We start from the raw sequence: 16,571 nt of genomic DNA on the forward strand, positions 1-16,571 counted from the left end.
TGAGCAACCGTCATCGGCGCAACAGATGTGTGACCAGGCGGCCACCTTCCTCGAGCGACATGTGCGGCAGATAGGCACGACCGACCGCGATCCCGATGGCCGGCAGCGCCGCCGGGTCCGGGAACACCATGTACAGCGGCCGGTAGCGGGGCTGGAACTTCGCCTTGAACGCCAGCAGCGAGCGGAATCCGTAGACGGGTTCGAGAGTGCGGCCGAGCAGGTCGAGCAGGGCGTCGAAGGCCCCGCGGTCGAGTCCGGACGCACCGTCCACGCTCGCGAGCGGGGCACCCGACAAACTCAGGAATTCGAGGCCCTCCTCTGCGGCGGAGCGTGCCGCGGAGGCGATGAGGAATTCCATCGCGGGCCGGAACCCGTCCGAACGGCGCCGCATGAAGTCCAGTGTCAGACCCACAGCCTTCCCGTCCCGGTAGACCGGCATCCACGACGTGACGGCATGGACGTGCTCGTTCGCGTCGACCGCGAGCAGCAACCGGACTTCGGGGTCCCGCAGTTCGGCGAGTCCTCCGAGCGTGAATCCCATCTCCGGCAGTCCCTTGTCGGCCACCCATTCCTCGGAGATGTCGACGATCTGCTCGGTCACCGACAGCGGCGCGGCGGCGAAGGTGGTCCACTTCGCTTCGATCCCGTCCTTGGCGGCACGGTTGAGCGCGGTCCGTACGTCCTGGAACTTCTTGCCCTTGAAGGCGAGATCCGCGAGATCGACGACGGTCTCCTCGGCGACCTGCAGGCAGGTCCAGCCGTGCTCCCGGGCGATCGCTGCGGTGTCCTCGCCCACCGTGTAGAAGCACGGGGTCCATCCGTTGCCGAGGCAGTAGGCCGCGAACTCGTCGATCGCTCCGGTCAGCGACGAGCGCTCACCGATCGGATCGGTCGTGGTCAGCGCGACGCCCGAGTGCACCCGATACGCGACGGCGTGCCGGCCGTCGGCGCTGAACCAGTACCGGTTTCCTGCCCAGGTCGTCATCCACGCCATCGAGCCGCCGCCCGGACAGTGCAGGAGTTCTCGCACCCGCTGCTCGTCACCGAGGTCGACCCCGAGCGGCGGAACGAGGAAACTGCGCAGCATCAGGGCACAGAAGACGACCCAGACGATCACACCGGTCCACTCGAACAGCAGGGTGGCCGCGGTGTCGAGTGGCATCACGGGAGGCTCGAAGAGCTGGAGACAGACCGGTGGAAGGAGCCGGCGGGGAGCGTCGCGGAGCAAGGTGCCGACGCCCGGATCACGGTCGAATCCGTCGGCGGCCAGCGTGCCCGCCACCAGGTACGTCACGAGCGCGATGCCTGCGGTGGCCGCGGTTCCGGCCCAGACCCGGCGATAGGTTCCCCGCGGTGCGCGGACATCGAACAGGGTGCGGGTCAGCAACAACACGGTGAGCACGGTGACCAGGGCGAGGAGCGGCGCGAGTTCCATGGCTACGGAGCTGTGCCGATGGATCCCGTACAGCAGCGACCGGGTCTCGTCCTGTTCGGCCACGCGCACGATCGTGCTCGCGGCGGCCACGGCGATCAGCACGATGTGTCCTCCCACCGAGAGGAACCATGCCGCCCGTCGCCCGCGGCGCAGCCCTTCGGCACCGATCAGCAGCAGTATCGACGGCAGGAGATCGGCCACCAGGGGACCGATTCCCGACAGGCGCAGGGCCTGCTGCCCTTTCCGGCATTCGTCGTGGAGCGCCGGATCGGCGCAGACGTCCACCAGTTCTCGCGGGCTGTAGGGAACCTGCTCGAACAGTTCGCGTAGCGCGGACAGCGGACCGATCGAATGTGGGGAGAACGCCGCGAAGATCGGGCCGAGCACGCTCGCCGCGACGACGAGCGCGACGAGCGTGCGGCGTTCCCGGATGGTGCCGCCGAGCGTCGGACGGCGCACACCGCGACCGAACAGGAGCGGGCCGACGAGCAACCCGGCGAGCGCGACCGTCACCCTGTTCACGTCCTGCAGGTGCCCCGCGAACAGAGCTGCGGTCACCAGGAACACCAGCAGAAGGGTTCGTATGCGGCGACGCCACAGGGTGCCCATCGCAGTGGTGGACGCGAGCAGGACGCCCAGCACCCAGGCCAGCGGGTCCTCGGTGAGATGGGTGTGCAGTTCCCGCCCCCACAGGTTCGGCACGAGCGAAGCGATCCGGGCCACGAGCAACGCCAGTGCCGCCCCCAGGCCCTGGGAGACGAGTGCGGCGAGCGTGAACCTGCGACTGCCGATGCGACGTTCGACCGGCACCGCGACGGCGAGGATCGCGATGCTTCCGACCACGTATTCACCGAGGCCGGAAGCGAACAACCCCGAGGTCCACAGTGTCCACAGGTGCCCGTCCGCGATGTTCGGGATCCCGAGCGAGACCTCGGACGCGGTCGCGCGCGACGGGCCGCTCCGCGTCGAGCCGGTGGTGACCGCCAGGAACCAGAGCAGCACGAGGAGTCCGCACGAGACGGGTGCCCGGAGCACCGCCCTCCCGATGCGGGACGTCAGTTGCCGAGCCCGAGCCGTTGTGCGAGCCATGGCAACTCCTTCTCGAGCGCTGCGGACCACAGGGCGAAGCTGTGGGTACCCGGCAGTTCGGTGAGGTGGACGTCCATCCCTGCCTCCCGGGCCGCCGCGGCGAGTTGTTCCACCCCGGCACGGTATTCGGAATCGTCGAGTCCCACCACGAAAGCACCGGCGGAGTCGGGATACCGGTTGCGGGCGAGCAGGTCGGCAGGATTGTTGCGGGCGAATGCTTCCGCATCGCCGCCGAACACGTCCCGGATCGTCGAGGCCCGATCACCGATGGTGGGTTCGGCCTGTCCCGACATGTCCAGGAAGGTCGGGTAGACGTCGGGGCGGGTGGTGGCCAGTTGCAGTGCGCATGTTCCGCCGTACGACAATCCGCCGACGGCCCACGCCTTCGGATCGTCGTCGACCTGCAGGCCGTCCCGTATCCAGGACGGCACGTCGACGGCGAGATAGGTTGCCGCATTGCCGAGATGCGAATCCGTGCACAACGGGTTGTCGAACTGGCCTCCGGTACCGTCCGCGAGCACGACGACCGGTGCCAGGCCCCGGTGCTCGGCGGCGTAGGCATCCATGGTCTGTGCGAGACGCCCGCCGACGAGCCAGTCCTCCGGGCTTCCCGGTTGTCCGGCGAGCAGGACGAGCACGGGCAGTTCGGGTCTCGGATCCGAGAAGTACGCGGGCGGAAGGTAGACGCGTGCCCCCCGTGCCCGGAATCCGGAGACCGTCCCGGGAATCGTCACCGAGGTGACCGCTCCGGTCGCGGGCTGGTCGGCCGGCGCCGACCAGTTCTCCAGCGGTACGGTCCGCGACGCCCGGACGGACGGATCGTCGAAGGGGACGCTTCGGTAGTCGCTGATGCCGAGTGCCGCCCGCACGGTCGGATAGGCGTCGTAGACCGCGTTGATCCGGCCCGCGGCCGCGATCACGACGAGCACCGCCACCACCACGAGTGTCACCGCGACGAAGGGCCGACGCCGATCGCGCCGCCGTACGAACCATCGTCCGATCAGCAGTGAGACGGCGAGCAGTGCCACCGCCACCCATCCGTACACCACCCATGGCAAACGGTCCGGGAAGGGTTTCCACACCTTCTCGACCAGGAGTGCTGCCACGGCGGTGAGGGCGACAGCCGTGAGCGCTGCGACGGGGGCGCCGCGCACGAACCACGAGCGGTGCCTGCGGGCGAGCAGCACGACCAGGCCTGTCACCACGAGAACGGCGAAGATCGCGACCGCTGGTCGCGTGGTCAGCGGTGTACCCAGCACCGACTCCTCGATCCCGGCCCAGGACATGACGATCAGTATGCGCGACGCCCGGGTCGATCGATCGGATCTCTAGCGCCCCGGCAGCCACTGCATCGATTCGACGAAGGGGGCGAGCATCTTCGCCCACACCCGCCGCGGGAGCCCGCGCGGACCGTCGAGGTTGAGCAGCCGTGTCGTCGCGATCGTCTGTGCCTCGGTGTACTTGTACAGGCCTTCCGCGCCGTGGCGGCGGCCCATGCCGGAGATGCCCATGCCGCCCATCGGGGCATCGGTGCTCCCCCACGCCGGTGCGTACCCCTCGTCGACGTTCACCGTGCCGGCACGCACCCGCGCCGCCACGGCCTCGCCCTGCGCCTTCGTCGCGGCCCACACCGACGCGTTGAGTCCGTACTCGGTGTCGTTGGCCTCGCGGATCGCTTCCTCGACGTTCTCCACCGGGTAGATCGACACCACCGGCCCGAACGTCTCGCCCCGGTAGCACTCGGCGTCCTCGGGCACGTCGGTCAGCACCGTGGGTTCGAAGAACAGCGGGCCGAGATCGGGCCGTGCCTTTCCGCCCGCGACGACGGTCGCGCCCTTGGCGACGGCGTCCTCGACGTGCCGGGTCACGGTCTCGACCTGGCTCTCGCTGATGAGGCATCCCATCTCGGTGCCGAAGTCGTAGTCGGCACCGAGCGCCATCTCGCGCACCCGGGCGCCGAACATCCGGACGAACTCCGGCGCGATGGACTTCTCGACGTAGATCCGCTCGATCGAGATGCACAGCTGGCCGGAATTGGAGAAGCACGCCCGCACCGCGGCGTTCGTGACCTCGCGCAGGTTCGCCCCGGCCGTGACGATCATGGGGTTCTTGCCACCGAGTTCGGCGGAGAACCCGATCAGGCGCCGGCCGGCCTGCTCGGCGAGCAGACGTCCCGTCTCCGACGAACCTGTGAACATCAGGTAGTCGGCGTTCTCGACGATCGCGGTGCCCACCACGGTTCCGGGACCGGTGACCACGGCGAAGACGTCGCGGGGAACGCCGGCCTCGTAGAGGAGTTCGACGACGGCGAGCGCACAGTACGGGGTCTGGCTGTCGGGCTTGAGCACCACGCTGTTGCCGGCGAGCAGGGCGGGGATCGCGTCCGACACCGCCAGCGTCATCGGGTAGTTCCAGGGCGCGATCACGCCGACGACGCCCTTGGGATGGTGCAGGACGGTGGTCTTCGTCAGGATCGGCAGCATGCCCGTCGCCTTGCGGGGACGCAGCAGCTTCGGCGCGACGCGCGCGTAGAACCGCGCGGTCATCGAGATGTCGAGCACCTCTTCCTGCGCGGAGACACGGGACTTGCCGGTCTCGGCCTGCGCCATGTCCATGAGCTGCTCGCGCCGGGAGAGCACGAGCTCGCGGTACCGGTGCATGATCGCGGCGCGCTCGTCCACGGGCAGCTTCGCCCAGGCGACCTGCGCGGTGCGGGCCCGGTCGATCGCGGCCTTCGCGTCCTCGGCCGTGCCGACCGGGACGGTGGCCAGTTCCCGGCCGGTGAAGGCCTCGACGACGGGGCGGGTGGTCCGCTCGGCGGCGTCGGGGATCGCGATGAGGTCGGCAAGACGCTGGAAGGTCGCAGCGCTCGGAGCTGGCATGATGCACCCCTACCGGTGAGTAGTACTTGCAGTTTCACCAAACCTACCCGGGTGGGTGTGCGCTGTCACACAGGCGTGACGTCGATGCCCGTCTCCCGATCGTCGCGTCGCTCGGGACCTGCTTCGACGATTCCCTGGGCGACCTCGGCGAGGGGGACGTTGCTGTCCTGCGAGAGCCGGCGCAACAGTTCGAAGGCCGCGACGGCATCGACACCGAAACGCTCCATGATCATGCCCTTGGCCTGCCCGATGATGTCGCGGGTCGCCAAGGCGGACGCGAACTGCCCCTGACTGCGTGCCGCACTCATTGCCATCGCCGCGTGAGCGGCGAGGACCTCGGCAGTCGCCTCCGACGGAGGACCGAACGCCTCGGCTCTCGCAGAGAACATGTTCAGCGCTCCCATGCTCTCCTGATCGAGATACAGCTGGAAAGACAAGGCACTGAGTACACCCGCGTCCACCGCAGCCTTCGCGAAACGCGGCCACCGGGTATCCGTCCGCAGGTCTTCGGAGCGCACCACGAGGTACTTGAAGCTCGCATCGAGGCACGGACCCTCCCCGAACTGCTCCTGGACGTCGTCGAGGTGCTCGGCGAGTTCCGACGTCGCGGCGAGGGAGCGGAAATGCTTCCTTCCGGTCACGATGAGGATGTCGGCACAATCGGTCCCCTCCACCAGTTCGACTGCGGCCGAGGTCACACCGCGCAGGGTTTCGTCGAGATCGGACGGGCGGTAGAAACCGCGCGCGAGCTGCGCCATACGGCGTCCGATATCGCTCGCTTCCGGTGAACGTGTCATAGGAACATCCTCCCTCCCGCGGAATCCGTCACCCGACGGATCCGACGACCGGATCACCCGGTTCCGCGAGTCTTGCACGGCCGCCCCACCTTCGGAACACGACCTCTTCCGTTTCACCCCGTTAGGCTGTACGAGTGGATCCACCGGTCACCCGGTACCTGCCCCGCGACGGTCACAACCTGGCCTACGGGGTGGTCGGCGCCGGTCCCGCCGACGTCGTGTGGTTCTTCGAGGTCCAGATGCACCTGGATCTGCTGTGGACCGATCCGTACATGCACTCGCTCTTCGAACGCCTCGCGACCTACTCGCGCGCCGTCTACTTCCAGCGCCGCGGTTTCGGGCTCTCCGATCCCGTCGATCACGTGCCCACGATCGAACAGCAGGCGGAGGACGTCCTCGCCGTCATGGACGCCGAGCAGATCCGGCACGCCACACTTGTCGGGATCCACAGCACGTGCGGACCGCAGGTACTCGTCGCGGCGACCGCTCCCGACCGTGTCCACGCGTTGATGCTCGTCGCGCCGTACTGCGAACCACTCCTCGACTACGACCGGCCGCCGCACGGGTGGACGGAGCCCGAGATCACCGATTTCGTCGAGTCGTGGCGCGACGCCGTCCGGCATTGGGGTGAGGGACTCACGGTGCCGTTGACCGACGCGCACGTCGACAGTCCCTACAACCGCCGGTTGATGGCCATGCTCGAGCGGTGCTCGGCGTCGCCGAGCACGATGAGCGCGCACCTCGAGGCGAGTCTGCGGATCGACTATTCGCACGCCCTCGGGTCGGTGCAGTGCCCCACGAAGGTGGTGCTGGTGTCCGGGGGTTCGATCCCGGTGGCCCCGGCGAGATATCTGGCCGGTCTGGTGCCGCACGGAGAGCTGGTGATCACCCGGCCGTCCCCGCGCGGCGCCGCGCTCGGCGAAGCATGGTCACAGGTCCAGACCATGGTCGAGGAACTCGTCCGCGGGTCCGTCCCACCCGTCGACGCCGGCCGGCGTTTCGCGGCAACCCTGTTCACCGACATCGTCGGGTCGACCAAGCTCCTCGCACGCATCGGCGACACCTCCTACCGGGCCCTGCTCGCACGTCACGAACGCGACGTCCGGTTCGCGGTGACCGAAGCGGGCGGGCGGCTGGTGAGCACCGTCGGGGACGGCACCTTCAGCCTGTTCGACGGGCCCGTGGCCGCCGTGCAGTGCGCGGCACGGATCGTCGAGGAGGCGCACCGTCTCGGATTCGAGGTCCGTGCCGGGGTACACGCCGGCATCGTCGAGCCGACCGGCACGGACGTCACAGGCATGACCGTGCACGTGGGCGCGCGGATCGGCGCCGCCGCCCGCCCGGGGGAAGTGCTCGTCTCGCGCCACGCGCGCGAGCTGGCCGGCGGATCGGGCCTGTGGTTCGCCGACCGGGGGTCGCATCGGCTCGCCGGCGTGCCGGGCAAGGTCCGTCTCTTCGCCCTCGTCGGCGGGCAGCCGACCCTGCAGGCGCCCCGCAGACGCGTCTCGCTCAACCCCTTCGACCGTGCCGTCCTGCGGGCGGCGCGACGCACCCCGCAGGTGTTGCGTTCCGCTGCCGCGCTTGCCAACGCCCGGCAGCGACGTCGCTCGGAGGAGAACTGAAGGGCCGGCCGGCTCGTCAGCCGCCGGTGTAGAACGCGCTCGTCCGGCCGGCGGCAGCGCGTGCCTGTTCGGGGTCCTCGCCGGCGGCGATATCGGCCTCGCACCAGGCCGCGCTGCTGTCTCGGACGAACTGCAGTCCCTCCTCCGACATCGACCAGGCTTCGAACTCCTTCGGATTCACCGATTCTCCCGATTCGAGGTGCAGACCGAGTCCGAGAAGTGCCAGATCCCAGCCGATACCGACCGCACCCGGACCATACTGCTCCCAATGCTCGTCGGGGCGGGCGATGTGTGAGAGTTCCAGGCGCGCACGCTCTCCCGGTTCGGGGAGGATCGACACCTCGATCCAGCTGACCTGTTCCGCGAATTCCCAGGTGGCCGTGAACATCCGCGGCGGATCGCAGGTGAGGATCTCGCCGGCGGCGTTGCCTTCGAGCCGGTACCGGCCACCGACCTGGAGGTCGCCCTCGACGGGCAGGAACCAGCGGGGGATGCGCTGCGGATCGGTGCACGCCTCCCACAGGTCCTCGGCGCTCGTGCGGTAGCTGCGCGAGACCGTGACGACCTCGGCCTCGCGCCCCTCGACGGTGCGGCGCCCGACCGTGCGGCGATTCGTCTCGTTGCTCGTGATCACGTTCTTCATGAGGATCTCCTTCTCTCGTCGGGTCGGCGGATCGTGGGCGGGACCACATCCCGGCTCCGCCGCTCGCGCTTGCCGCGCGCGATCTCGGTCTCCAGGGCATCGAGCGCCGCGAGGACCGGCGGATGCAGGCCCGCGAGCCAGTCCTCGAGTTCCACGAGGACCGCGGGATCGAGTTCGTAGTAGCGCCGGGTGCCGTCCTTGTGGACGACCGCGAACCGCTGGTCGCGCAGGATCTTGAGATGTTGCGAGACTGCAGGCTGGGAGATCGAGAATTCCCGGCCGATCACCGCGACGATCTCACCCGCCGTCTGCGCACCGCCCGCGAGCAGTTCGAGAATGCGGCGCCGGACCGGATCTGCGAGAACCTCGAACCCGTGCACGAACCCCACTATATAAGTTTCTACTTATATTGACCAGAAGCACGGTTTTGCTCCCTAAACTTCGAGGCATGCCGACAACGACGCGCGTCTCCGAGGAAAAGGTCGACCGAGCGGTCATCGACAACCGCGCTCCCTCGGTCGCCCGTCTGCTGCTCGACCGAGTGTCCGCCACCCCCGACGAGGAGGCCTTCCGCTTCCCCGACGGGGCCGACGGATGGACGTCGGTCACCTGGGAACAGACCGGAGACCGGGTGCGGCTGCTCGCGGCCGGCCTGATCTCCCTGGGCATCGAATCCGAGGACCGCGTGGCCCTCGCCTCGTCCACCCGGTACGAATGGGTGCTCTCCGATCTCGCCGTCATGTGCGCGGGCGCGGCGACGACCACCGTCTACCCCACCACCCACGCCGCGGATGTCGCGTTCATCGTCGCCGATTCCGGCAGCCGAATCGTCATCGCCGAGGACGCAGCGCAGGTGGAGAAACTCGTCGGTCACCGTGGGGATCTCACCGAGGTCATGAAGGTCGTCGTTCTCGACGGTCCCGGCGACGGCGACTGGGTGATCGGCTTCGACGAACTCGCCGAGCTGGGCCGCGGCCTGCTCGCCGAGGACGCCGGAACCGTGCTCGACCGGATCCACAGCATCCGGGCCGAGCACCTGGCCACCCTCATCTACACCTCGGGCACCACCGGCAAACCCAAGGGCGTGCGCCTGCCGCACTCGGCGTGGACCTACGAGGCCGCCGCCATCGACGCGCTGCACATGCTCACCTCCGACGACCTGCAGTATCTGTGGCTGCCGTTGTCGCACGTCTTCGGAAAGGTGCTGCTCACCCTCCCCCTGCAGATCGGCTTCCCCACCGCGGTGGACGGCCGTGTCGACAAGATCGTCGAGAATCTTGCGGTCGTTCGCCCGACCTTCATGGGCGCGGCCCCACGCATCTTCGAGAAGGCGCACGCACGCGTCGAGGGGATGATGGAGGAGGAAGGCGGCGCCAAGAAGAAGATCTTCGACTGGGCCGTGGGTGTGGGCCGGAAGATGTCGAAGGCACGACAGGCCGGCAGGTCGCCCGGCCTGCTCGACAATCTGCAGCACGGTCTCGCCGACAAGCTGGTCTTTTCCACCGTTCGCGAACGTTTCGGCGGCAGGCTGCGGTTCTTCATCTCCGGTTCGGCGGCACTCAACCCGGACGTCGGCGAATGGTTCGACGCCGTCGGCATCCCCGTCCTCGAAGGTTACGGTCTCACCGAGACCTCGGCGGCGACGTTCGTCAACCGTCCCTACGCCAACCGGATCGGCACGGTGGGCTGGCCCGTCCCGGGCACCGAGGTCCGCATCGCGGAGGACGGTGAGGTGCTCGTTCGCGGGCCCGGCGTGATGACCGGCTACCACAACCGGCCCGACGCGACCGCGGAGTCGCTCTCCGACGACGGGTGGTTCCGCACCGGCGACATCGGCAGCCTCGACGACGAGGGCTACCTGCGCATCACCGACCGCAAGAAGGACATGTTCAAGACGTCGCAGGGCAAGTACGTCGCGCCGTCGTCGCTGGCAGCGACGTTCAAGGGCATGTGCCCCTACGCCTCGGAGATCGTCGTCTACGGCGAGGGCAAGCCCTACTGCGTGGCGCTCGTGGCCCTGGATCCGGAGTCCGTCGGTGAGTGGGCGAACAGGAACGGTGCGGGTGGTTCGTTCGAGGAGATCGCGCGGCACGAGAAGACCCACGGGCTGATCTCCGGGTACATCGACGAGCTGAACCTGCAGCTCAACCGGTGGGAGCAGATCAAGAAGTTCACGATCATCGAACGCGAACTGTCGGTCGAGTCGGGCGATCTGACGCCGAGTATGAAGCTGCGCCGGAAGGTCGTCGTCGACAACTTCGCGGACAGGCTGACCGGCCTGTACGAGAGGTGACGGCCTATCCTGGATCTCATGATGAGTAGTGCACGACCGAATTTCCCGCGGCGGATCGGCTACATGTTCGGTCGCACGCTACCGCCCGAGATGCGGGAGTGGGTACGCGACGACATCCTGGGCCCCGGCGGATCACGCCGGTACCTGCTGCGATGGAATCTTCCGGCGATCCCCTTGCTCCTGCTGTTCCTGCTGATCCCGGGACCGGTGTGGATCCCGATCTCGATGATGCTGTTGCTGCTGCTGCCGTGGACGTACTTCTCGGTGGCGTTGATGCCCATCTGGCAACGGCACCGGCTCCAGCAGCACGGCCTCGACCCGGAGCTGCTCAGCGCGAAGGCACGCGCACGCGCCGACCGCGAACGAGAGGACTACGAGCGCCGTTTCGGTCGCGCGTCCTGACCGGGCCTCCCACCGTACGGGGCACCGCGTCCGCCTATCCTCACACCATGAGCGACGCCACTGCCTTCACAGCCACCGCCGACCTCGCCGACGAGATCGGCCCGGACATCCGCAGCTGCGACACGCAGTTCATCCAGTTCGGCGGCCGCACCGAGTTCGTCGGCCCCATCACCACCATCCGCTGCTTCCAGGACAACCTGCTCGTCAAGCAGACCCTCTCCGAGCCGGGCAACGGCGGCGTGCTCGTCGTCGACGGCGGCGGCAGCATCCACACCGCGCTCGTCGGCGACATCATCGCCGGTCGCGGTGTCGACAACGGCTGGGCCGGAGTCATCGTCAACGGCGCGGTCCGCGACTCCGCGATCCTGCGCACGCTCGACATCGGCATCAAGGCCCTCGGCACCAACCCGCGCAAGAGCACCCAGACCGGTTCGGGCGAGAAGAACGTGCCCGTCGAGATCGGCGGCGTGACGTTCAACCCCGGCGAGATCGTCTACAGCGACTCCGACGGCGTCGTCGTCCGCGCCGAGAACTGATCACCGGGCGCGCGGGTCACCGCATCATTCGTGCGCGACCCGCGCGCTCGCACCGGCGATCTCCACCACGTCGCCCACCTTCAGCTGACGGCCGCGACGCTCCTCCACCTCACCGTTGACCGACACGAGGCCGTCGGCGATCACTTCCTTGGCTTCTGCACCCGAATCGATGAGGCTCGCGAGCTTGAGGAACTGACCGAGCCGGATCGACTCGTCACGGATCGGTACATCGAATGCGTCGGACATGGCACCCATTGTCCCCGACACTGGATCCATGGCCCGCCCCAGCATCATCTGGTTCCGTCGTGATCTCCGGCTGAACGATCTGCCCACTCTGCTCACCGCCACCGAGGCCGCCGACGAGGTGCTCGCCCTGTTCGTCCTCGACGACGCACTGCTCCGGCCCTCCGGGGCGCGTCGTCGCGACTTCCTCACGGGTTGCCTGCGAGCACTCGACCGGGATCTCGGCGGGCGCCTGCTCGTCGTCCGGGGGGACCCCGCGACGGTCGTGCCGTCGGTGGCCGCCGAGTTCGACGCGACCGCAGTCCACATCAGTTCCGACCACGGCCCGTACGGCACGCGACGCGACCGCGCGGTGGCCGATGCTCTCGGCGACGTTCCGTTGGTGGCCACCGGCTCCCCCTACGCCGTCACCCCGGGCCGCGTGAAGAAACCCGACGGCACTGCCTACAAGGTGTTCTCGGCCTTCCGGCGCGCCTGGAACGACCACGGCCGGCACACGCCCGCAGCGACCGGCCCGGACACCGCCGACTGGGTGGACCCGACCGGCTGCTCCGCACGTGTCCCGATTCCGGACGAGGGTGACGAGCCCACGCCGCCCGCCGGTGAAGCAGCTGCGGTGGAGCGGTGGCAGGAATTCCTCGACGACGGTCTCGAGCGGTATGCCACCGACCGCGACCGGCCGGCCTTCGACGGCACCAGCGGACTCTCCCCCTATCTGAAGTTCGGCTGCATCCATCCGCGGACCCTGTTGCACGACCTGCGGAACCGCTCGGACGAGGGTGCCGCCACCTTCCGCAGCGAACTGGCGTGGCGCGACTTCTACGCCGACGTCCTGTTCCACCGCCCCGAGACCGCGCGCACCAACTACAACGGCGACTTCGACGCCATCACCTACGATTCCGGGCCCGACGCCGACGCCCTGTTCACCGCGTGGTGCGAGGGCCGCACGGGATTCCCGATCGTGGATGCCGGGATGCGGCAGCTCCTCGCCGAGGGAGTCATGCACAACCGGGTACGGATGATCGTCGCGTCGTTCCTCACGAAGGACCTTCACCTTCCGTGGTGGCGCGGGGCACGACATTTCATGGAGCATCTGGTGGACGGCGATCTGGCATCCAATCAACACAACTGGCAGTGGACCGCGGGCAGCGGCACCGACGCCGCCCCGTACTTCCGGGTGTTCAACCCGACGCGGCAGGGCGAGAAGTTCGATCCGACGGGTGAATACGTGCGCAGATGGGTACCCGAACTGCGGAGCGTCGACGGCGCTCGTGTGCACAGTCTGCCCGACGGCCCTCCGGACGGATATCCCGAACCGGTCGTCGATCACGCACACGAACGTCGGGTCGCTCTGGACAGATACGAGCGAATTCGCTCACCCCGATGAGAAAGACGGCGAAGCGACCCATCCGATCGTATCGGTGCTCCGAACACCTTCTGGACGGACACCGTGTTCGCCGTAGAACCAACGAAAGGACACCGCAGTGCGCGCACTCGTCGAAACCGCTTTCATGGCCATCCACACCCCGCTCGTCGAGGCATACACCTTCCTGATCAGCGTCCTTCCTGCTTGAGTGGATACGGCGCCGGAGCCCGCTCCGGCGCCGTGACCACAGGGACGGCATCGGCAACGGGAGGCACAGTATGGGGATCGAGTTCTCGAGTGTCGTCGACGCACCGCGCGACGACGTGTTCGACTGGCACTCCCGTCCCGGCGCCATACTCCGCCTGATCCCACCCTGGCAACCCATGAACGTCGTCGCCGAGGCCGATTCCCTCGAATCCGGCACGGCCGTCCTCGGTCTCCCCGGTGGACTGCAGTGGATCTCCCGGCACGATCCCGAGGATTACGATCCGCCCGCACGTTTCGTCGACGAACTCTCGCACGACGGTCTGCTGTCGCGTCCCGCCACCGCGATCGGTTCGTGGCGGCACGAACACCTTTTCGACGCCGTCGGCGAGTTCCGTACCCGCGTCACCGATCGCGTCGTCACACCGGTGCCGGGTCGCTTCCTCACTCAGACCTTCCGTTACCGCCACCGCCAGCTCGCCGATGACCTTGCGAGCCACCGCTGGTCGCACGCGCAGGGCATCCGGCCGGCGACCGTCGCGGTGACCGGGTCGAGCGGCCTCGTGGGCACCGCCCTGACGGCCTTCCTGTCCACGGGCGGATATCACGTGATCCGGCTCGTCCGCCGACCGTCGCGGCGACCGGACGATCGACACTGGGATCCCCACGATCCGGCGCCCGACCTGCTCGAAGGTGTCGACGCCGTCGTCCATCTGGCGGGTGCCTCGATCGCCGGCCGGTTCACCGACTCGCACAAGGCCGCAGTCCGCGACAGCCGGATCGAGCCGACACGACGGCTCGCCGAACTCGCCGCGAGAACACCCAACGGCCCCGCGACCTTCGTCTCCGCGTCCGCGATCGGCCTCTACGGCTACGATCGCGGCGACACCCCGCTCGACGAGCACGCCTCCCGCGGAACCGGTTTCCTCGCCGACGTCGTCGCCGACTGGGAGGCCGCCACGCGTCCCGCGGAGAAGAAGGGCCTGCGGGTCGTGCACGTACGCACGGGCATCGTCCAGACACCCCGCGGCGGCACACTGCAATTGATGCGGCCACTGTTCGCGAGCGGTCTCGGAGGCCGGCTCGGCGACGGCCGGCAATGGTTCTCCTGGATCGACATCGACGACCTCGTCGACGTCTACCACCGCGCGCTCACCGATCCCGCCCTGGCCGGACCGGTGAACGCCGTTGCGCCGCAACCGGTGCGCAACGAGGAGTACACGCGGGTGCTGGCATCGGTGCTGCACCGTCCGGCGCTGCTGCCCGTCCCCGGTTTCGGACCCCGATTGCTGCTCGGCGAGGAGGGCGCGCGGGAGGTCGCCCGGGCCGACCAGTTCGTCGTCCCGAAGGCCTTGCTCGACATCGGGTATCGATTCCGGCGTCCCGATCTCGAAGCATCGCTGCGCCATCAACTCGGCCACATCCTGGAGGAGACGTGATCCCAACCCGCATCCTCGTCACCGGGGCGACCGGTTACATCGGTGGCAGGCTCGTTCCGCGACTGCTCGAGGCGGGTTACCGCGTACGGGTCTTCGTCCGCAGCCCCGACAAGTTGCGCGACGTACCGTGGGCGAGCGACGTCGAGATCACCCGCGGCGACCTCGACGATCCCGAATCCCTGCGTGAGGCCTGCCGCGATATCGACGTCGTGTACTACCTGGTGCATTCGATGGGCGGCCGCGACGAGTTCGTCGATGCGGAGAAACGGGCCGCGCAGAACGTCGCCGATGCCGCACGCGATTGCGGTGTGTCCCGCATCGTGTACCTCGGCGGTTTGCACCCCGATGCGACCGAACTCTCGCCACACCTGTACTCACGGGCTCAGGTCGGACGGATCCTGACGGAGTCCGGAGTGCCCACACTCGTGCTGCAGGCCGGTGTCGTGATCGGTTCGGGTTCTGCGTCGTTCGAGATGGTCCGGCACCTGAGCAATCGACTGCCGGTGATGACGACCCCGCGGTGGGTGAACAACCGGATCCAGCCCATCGCGGTACGCGACGTCCTGCACTATCTGGTCGCCGCCGCCGAGGCTCCTCTTCCCCGCAGCGGCGCCTACGACATCGGTGGGCCCGACGTCCTGCGGTACGGCGAGATGATGCAGCAGTACGCGGAGGTCGCCGGGCTGACGAAGCGACGGATCCTCGTCCTTCCGGTTCTCACACCGAAACTCGCCGGGCTGTGGATCGGCCTGGTCACGCCCATCCCTCCCGCGCTCGGGCGCGCACTGCTCGAATCGCTGTCCACCGACGCGGTGATGCGCAACCACGACATCGATACGATCATCCCCCCACCGGAGTCCGGCCCGACCGGTTACCGCGACGCCGTCCGTCTCGCTCTCGGCCGCCTCGAACGGGGCGAGGTGGAGACGACGTGGACGAACGCGTCCCCGGTCGGTGCACCCGCCGACCCGCTGCCCTCCGACCCCGACTGGGCCGGAGAGGTCGTCTTCACCGACGAACGTTCGCTCGAGTCCGATTCCCCGCCGGAGAAGGTGTTCGCCGTCGTGGAGAGCATCGGAGGCGAGAACGGTTGGTACTCCTTCCCGTTGGCATGGACGATCCGCGGCTGGCTCGACCGGTTCGTCGGTGGCGTCGGACCCGACCGGGGACGCCGGCACCCGAAGACGTTGCATACCGGTGACGCCCTGGACTTCTGGCGCGTCGAACGCATCGAGCGCCCGACGCTGCTGCGCCTGCGCGCGGAGATGCGGGCACCCGGCGGGGCCTGGCTCGAGTGGCGGGTCGAACCCCTGGAGTCGGGTCGCTCGCGAGTGCACCAGCGCGCGATCTTCTTCCCGCGCGGACTCGCAGGACGGCTCTACTGGTACGCGCTGGTTCCGTTCCACGGCATCATCTTCCGGGGCATGCTCGAGAACATCGCCGGTACCGCCGGCCGCTAGGGCGATCTGCTCATTCTTCGCCATTCGCTGCAGCACATTGCCGTTGCAGATGGTCGATTCGTGAGCGGATGGTACAGATACGACGAATCGGGGTGGGGGGGGGGGGGGGGGGGGGGGGGCGGGCCCCCCCCCCCCCCCCCCCCCCCGCCCCCGCCCCCCC

The 16,571-nt window shown here is 68.5% G+C and carries 14 protein-coding genes; 7 read left to right on the top strand and 7 right to left on the bottom strand.

The window, feature by feature from the left end:
• Positions 1 to 10: 10 nt before the first annotated feature.
• From PV766_RS19740 to PV766_RS19755, 4 genes are all read right to left on the bottom strand, one after another.
• Positions 11 to 2,524: a bifunctional lysylphosphatidylglycerol flippase/synthetase MprF gene (locus tag PV766_RS19740; RefSeq protein ID WP_421097689.1), complete on the bottom strand. Its 2,514-nt coding sequence runs from the start codon at positions 2,522 to 2,524 to the stop codon at positions 11 to 13.
• The gene (locus tag PV766_RS19745) at positions 2,491 to 3,810 is read right to left on the bottom strand and encodes an alpha/beta hydrolase (RefSeq protein ID WP_421097690.1); all 1,320 of its coding nucleotides are present in this window, start codon (positions 3,808 to 3,810) and stop codon (positions 2,491 to 2,493) included. Before PV766_RS19745 ends, PV766_RS19740 begins: the two co-directional genes overlap by 34 nt.
• A 42-nt stretch (positions 3,811 to 3,852) precedes the next feature.
• Entirely contained in the window at positions 3,853 to 5,406 is a 1,554-nt protein-coding gene (locus tag PV766_RS19750) for a succinic semialdehyde dehydrogenase (RefSeq protein WP_129974934.1), read from the bottom strand.
• A gap of 65 nt (positions 5,407 to 5,471) precedes the next feature.
• On the bottom strand, positions 5,472 to 6,203 hold the full coding sequence (locus PV766_RS19755; protein ID WP_421097691.1) for a GAF and ANTAR domain-containing protein: 732 nt from the start codon (positions 6,201 to 6,203) through the stop codon (positions 5,472 to 5,474).
• A 134-nt stretch (positions 6,204 to 6,337) separates the two neighbouring features.
• On the opposite strand from PV766_RS19755, the gene PV766_RS19760 reads away from it, so the two are divergent.
• On the top strand, positions 6,338 to 7,825 hold the full coding sequence (locus PV766_RS19760; protein WP_421097692.1) for an adenylate/guanylate cyclase domain-containing protein: 1,488 nt from the start codon (positions 6,338 to 6,340) through the stop codon (positions 7,823 to 7,825).
• 16 nt (positions 7,826 to 7,841) lie between these two features.
• On the opposite strand, the gene PV766_RS19765 is transcribed toward PV766_RS19760, so the two are convergent.
• A complete protein-coding gene (locus PV766_RS19765; protein WP_421097693.1) occupies positions 7,842 to 8,468 on the bottom strand; it encodes an SRPBCC domain-containing protein in 627 nt (208 codons plus the stop codon).
• Positions 8,465 to 8,848: an ArsR/SmtB family transcription factor gene (locus PV766_RS19770; protein WP_129974942.1), complete on the bottom strand. Its 384-nt coding sequence runs from the start codon at positions 8,846 to 8,848 to the stop codon at positions 8,465 to 8,467. The genes PV766_RS19765 and PV766_RS19770 overlap by 4 nt, the downstream gene beginning before the upstream one ends.
• A gap of 68 nt (positions 8,849 to 8,916) precedes the next feature.
• Here PV766_RS19770 and PV766_RS19775 point away from each other — a divergent pair, with 68 nt between their 5' ends.
• Genes PV766_RS19775 through rraA form a run of 3 tightly spaced genes read left to right on the top strand, consistent with a single transcriptional unit; the run spans position 8,917 to position 11,699 of the window.
• Positions 8,917 to 10,761 (top strand): AMP-dependent synthetase/ligase, encoded by a 1,845-nt coding sequence (locus tag PV766_RS19775; protein WP_255161987.1) that lies wholly within the window; start codon positions 8,917 to 8,919, stop codon positions 10,759 to 10,761.
• Positions 10,762 to 10,779: 18 nt separating this feature from the next.
• Positions 10,780 to 11,163, top strand: a complete 384-nt coding sequence (locus PV766_RS19780) for a DUF5313 family protein (protein WP_026003270.1) — start codon at positions 10,780 to 10,782, stop codon at positions 11,161 to 11,163.
• Positions 11,164 to 11,210: 47 nt separating this feature from the next.
• A complete protein-coding gene (gene rraA / locus PV766_RS19785) occupies positions 11,211 to 11,699 on the top strand; it encodes a ribonuclease E activity regulator RraA (protein ID WP_016934073.1) in 489 nt (162 codons plus the stop codon).
• A gap of 24 nt (positions 11,700 to 11,723) precedes the next feature.
• Here the strand turns inward: rraA and PV766_RS19790 are convergent, their stop codons facing one another.
• Positions 11,724 to 11,945: an RNA-binding S4 domain-containing protein gene (locus PV766_RS19790; RefSeq protein WP_026003271.1), complete on the bottom strand. Its 222-nt coding sequence runs from the start codon at positions 11,943 to 11,945 to the stop codon at positions 11,724 to 11,726.
• 28 nt (positions 11,946 to 11,973) lie between these two features.
• On the opposite strand from PV766_RS19790, the gene PV766_RS19795 reads away from it, so the two are divergent.
• The 3 genes from PV766_RS19795 (at position 11,974) to PV766_RS19805 (ending at position 16,411) form a co-directional block, all read left to right on the top strand.
• Positions 11,974 to 13,329 (top strand): cryptochrome/photolyase family protein, encoded by a 1,356-nt coding sequence (locus PV766_RS19795; protein ID WP_421097694.1) that lies wholly within the window; start codon positions 11,974 to 11,976, stop codon positions 13,327 to 13,329.
• Positions 13,330 to 13,586: 257 nt separating this feature from the next.
• On the top strand, positions 13,587 to 14,951 hold the full coding sequence (locus PV766_RS19800) for a TIGR01777 family oxidoreductase (RefSeq protein ID WP_421097695.1): 1,365 nt from the start codon (positions 13,587 to 13,589) through the stop codon (positions 14,949 to 14,951).
• Positions 14,948 to 16,411 carry an SDR family oxidoreductase gene (locus PV766_RS19805; protein ID WP_129974952.1) on the top strand — a complete coding sequence of 488 codons (1,464 nt, stop codon included), beginning with the start codon at positions 14,948 to 14,950 and terminating at the stop codon, positions 16,409 to 16,411. Before PV766_RS19800 ends, PV766_RS19805 begins: the two co-directional genes overlap by 4 nt.
• Positions 16,412 to 16,571 lie beyond the last annotated feature (160 nt).

The organism is Rhodococcus sp. As11, assembly GCF_048957735.1.
Classification (GTDB): Bacteria; Actinomycetota; Actinomycetes; order Mycobacteriales; family Mycobacteriaceae; genus Rhodococcus; species Rhodococcus gordoniae.

What these genes read in the sequence shown, in the direction of transcription:
- PV766_RS19755 (WP_421097691.1), bottom strand. Translation starts at nt 6,203, where the DNA reads ATGACACGTTCACCGGAAGCGAGCGATATCGGACGCCGTATGGCGCAG.
- PV766_RS19795 (WP_421097694.1), top strand. Translation starts at nt 11,974, where the DNA reads ATGGCCCGCCCCAGCATCATCTGGTTCCGTCGTGATCTCCGGCTGAAC.
- PV766_RS19745 (WP_421097690.1), bottom strand. Translation starts at nt 3,810, where the DNA reads ATGTCCTGGGCCGGGATCGAGGAGTCGGTGCTGGGTACACCGCTGACC.
- PV766_RS19740 (WP_421097689.1), bottom strand. Translation starts at nt 2,524, where the DNA reads ATGGCTCGCACAACGGCTCGGGCTCGGCAACTGACGTCCCGCATCGGG.
- PV766_RS19750 (WP_129974934.1), bottom strand. Translation starts at nt 5,406, where the DNA reads ATGCCAGCTCCGAGCGCTGCGACCTTCCAGCGTCTTGCCGACCTCATC.
- PV766_RS19800 (WP_421097695.1), top strand. Translation starts at nt 13,587, where the DNA reads ATGGGGATCGAGTTCTCGAGTGTCGTCGACGCACCGCGCGACGACGTG.
- PV766_RS19775 (WP_255161987.1), top strand. Translation starts at nt 8,917, where the DNA reads ATGCCGACAACGACGCGCGTCTCCGAGGAAAAGGTCGACCGAGCGGTC.
- PV766_RS19765 (WP_421097693.1), bottom strand. Translation starts at nt 8,468, where the DNA reads ATGAAGAACGTGATCACGAGCAACGAGACGAATCGCCGCACGGTCGGG.
- rraA (WP_016934073.1), top strand. Translation starts at nt 11,211, where the DNA reads ATGAGCGACGCCACTGCCTTCACAGCCACCGCCGACCTCGCCGACGAG.
- PV766_RS19780 (WP_026003270.1), top strand. Translation starts at nt 10,780, where the DNA reads ATGATGAGTAGTGCACGACCGAATTTCCCGCGGCGGATCGGCTACATG.
- PV766_RS19790 (WP_026003271.1), bottom strand. Translation starts at nt 11,945, where the DNA reads ATGTCCGACGCATTCGATGTACCGATCCGTGACGAGTCGATCCGGCTC.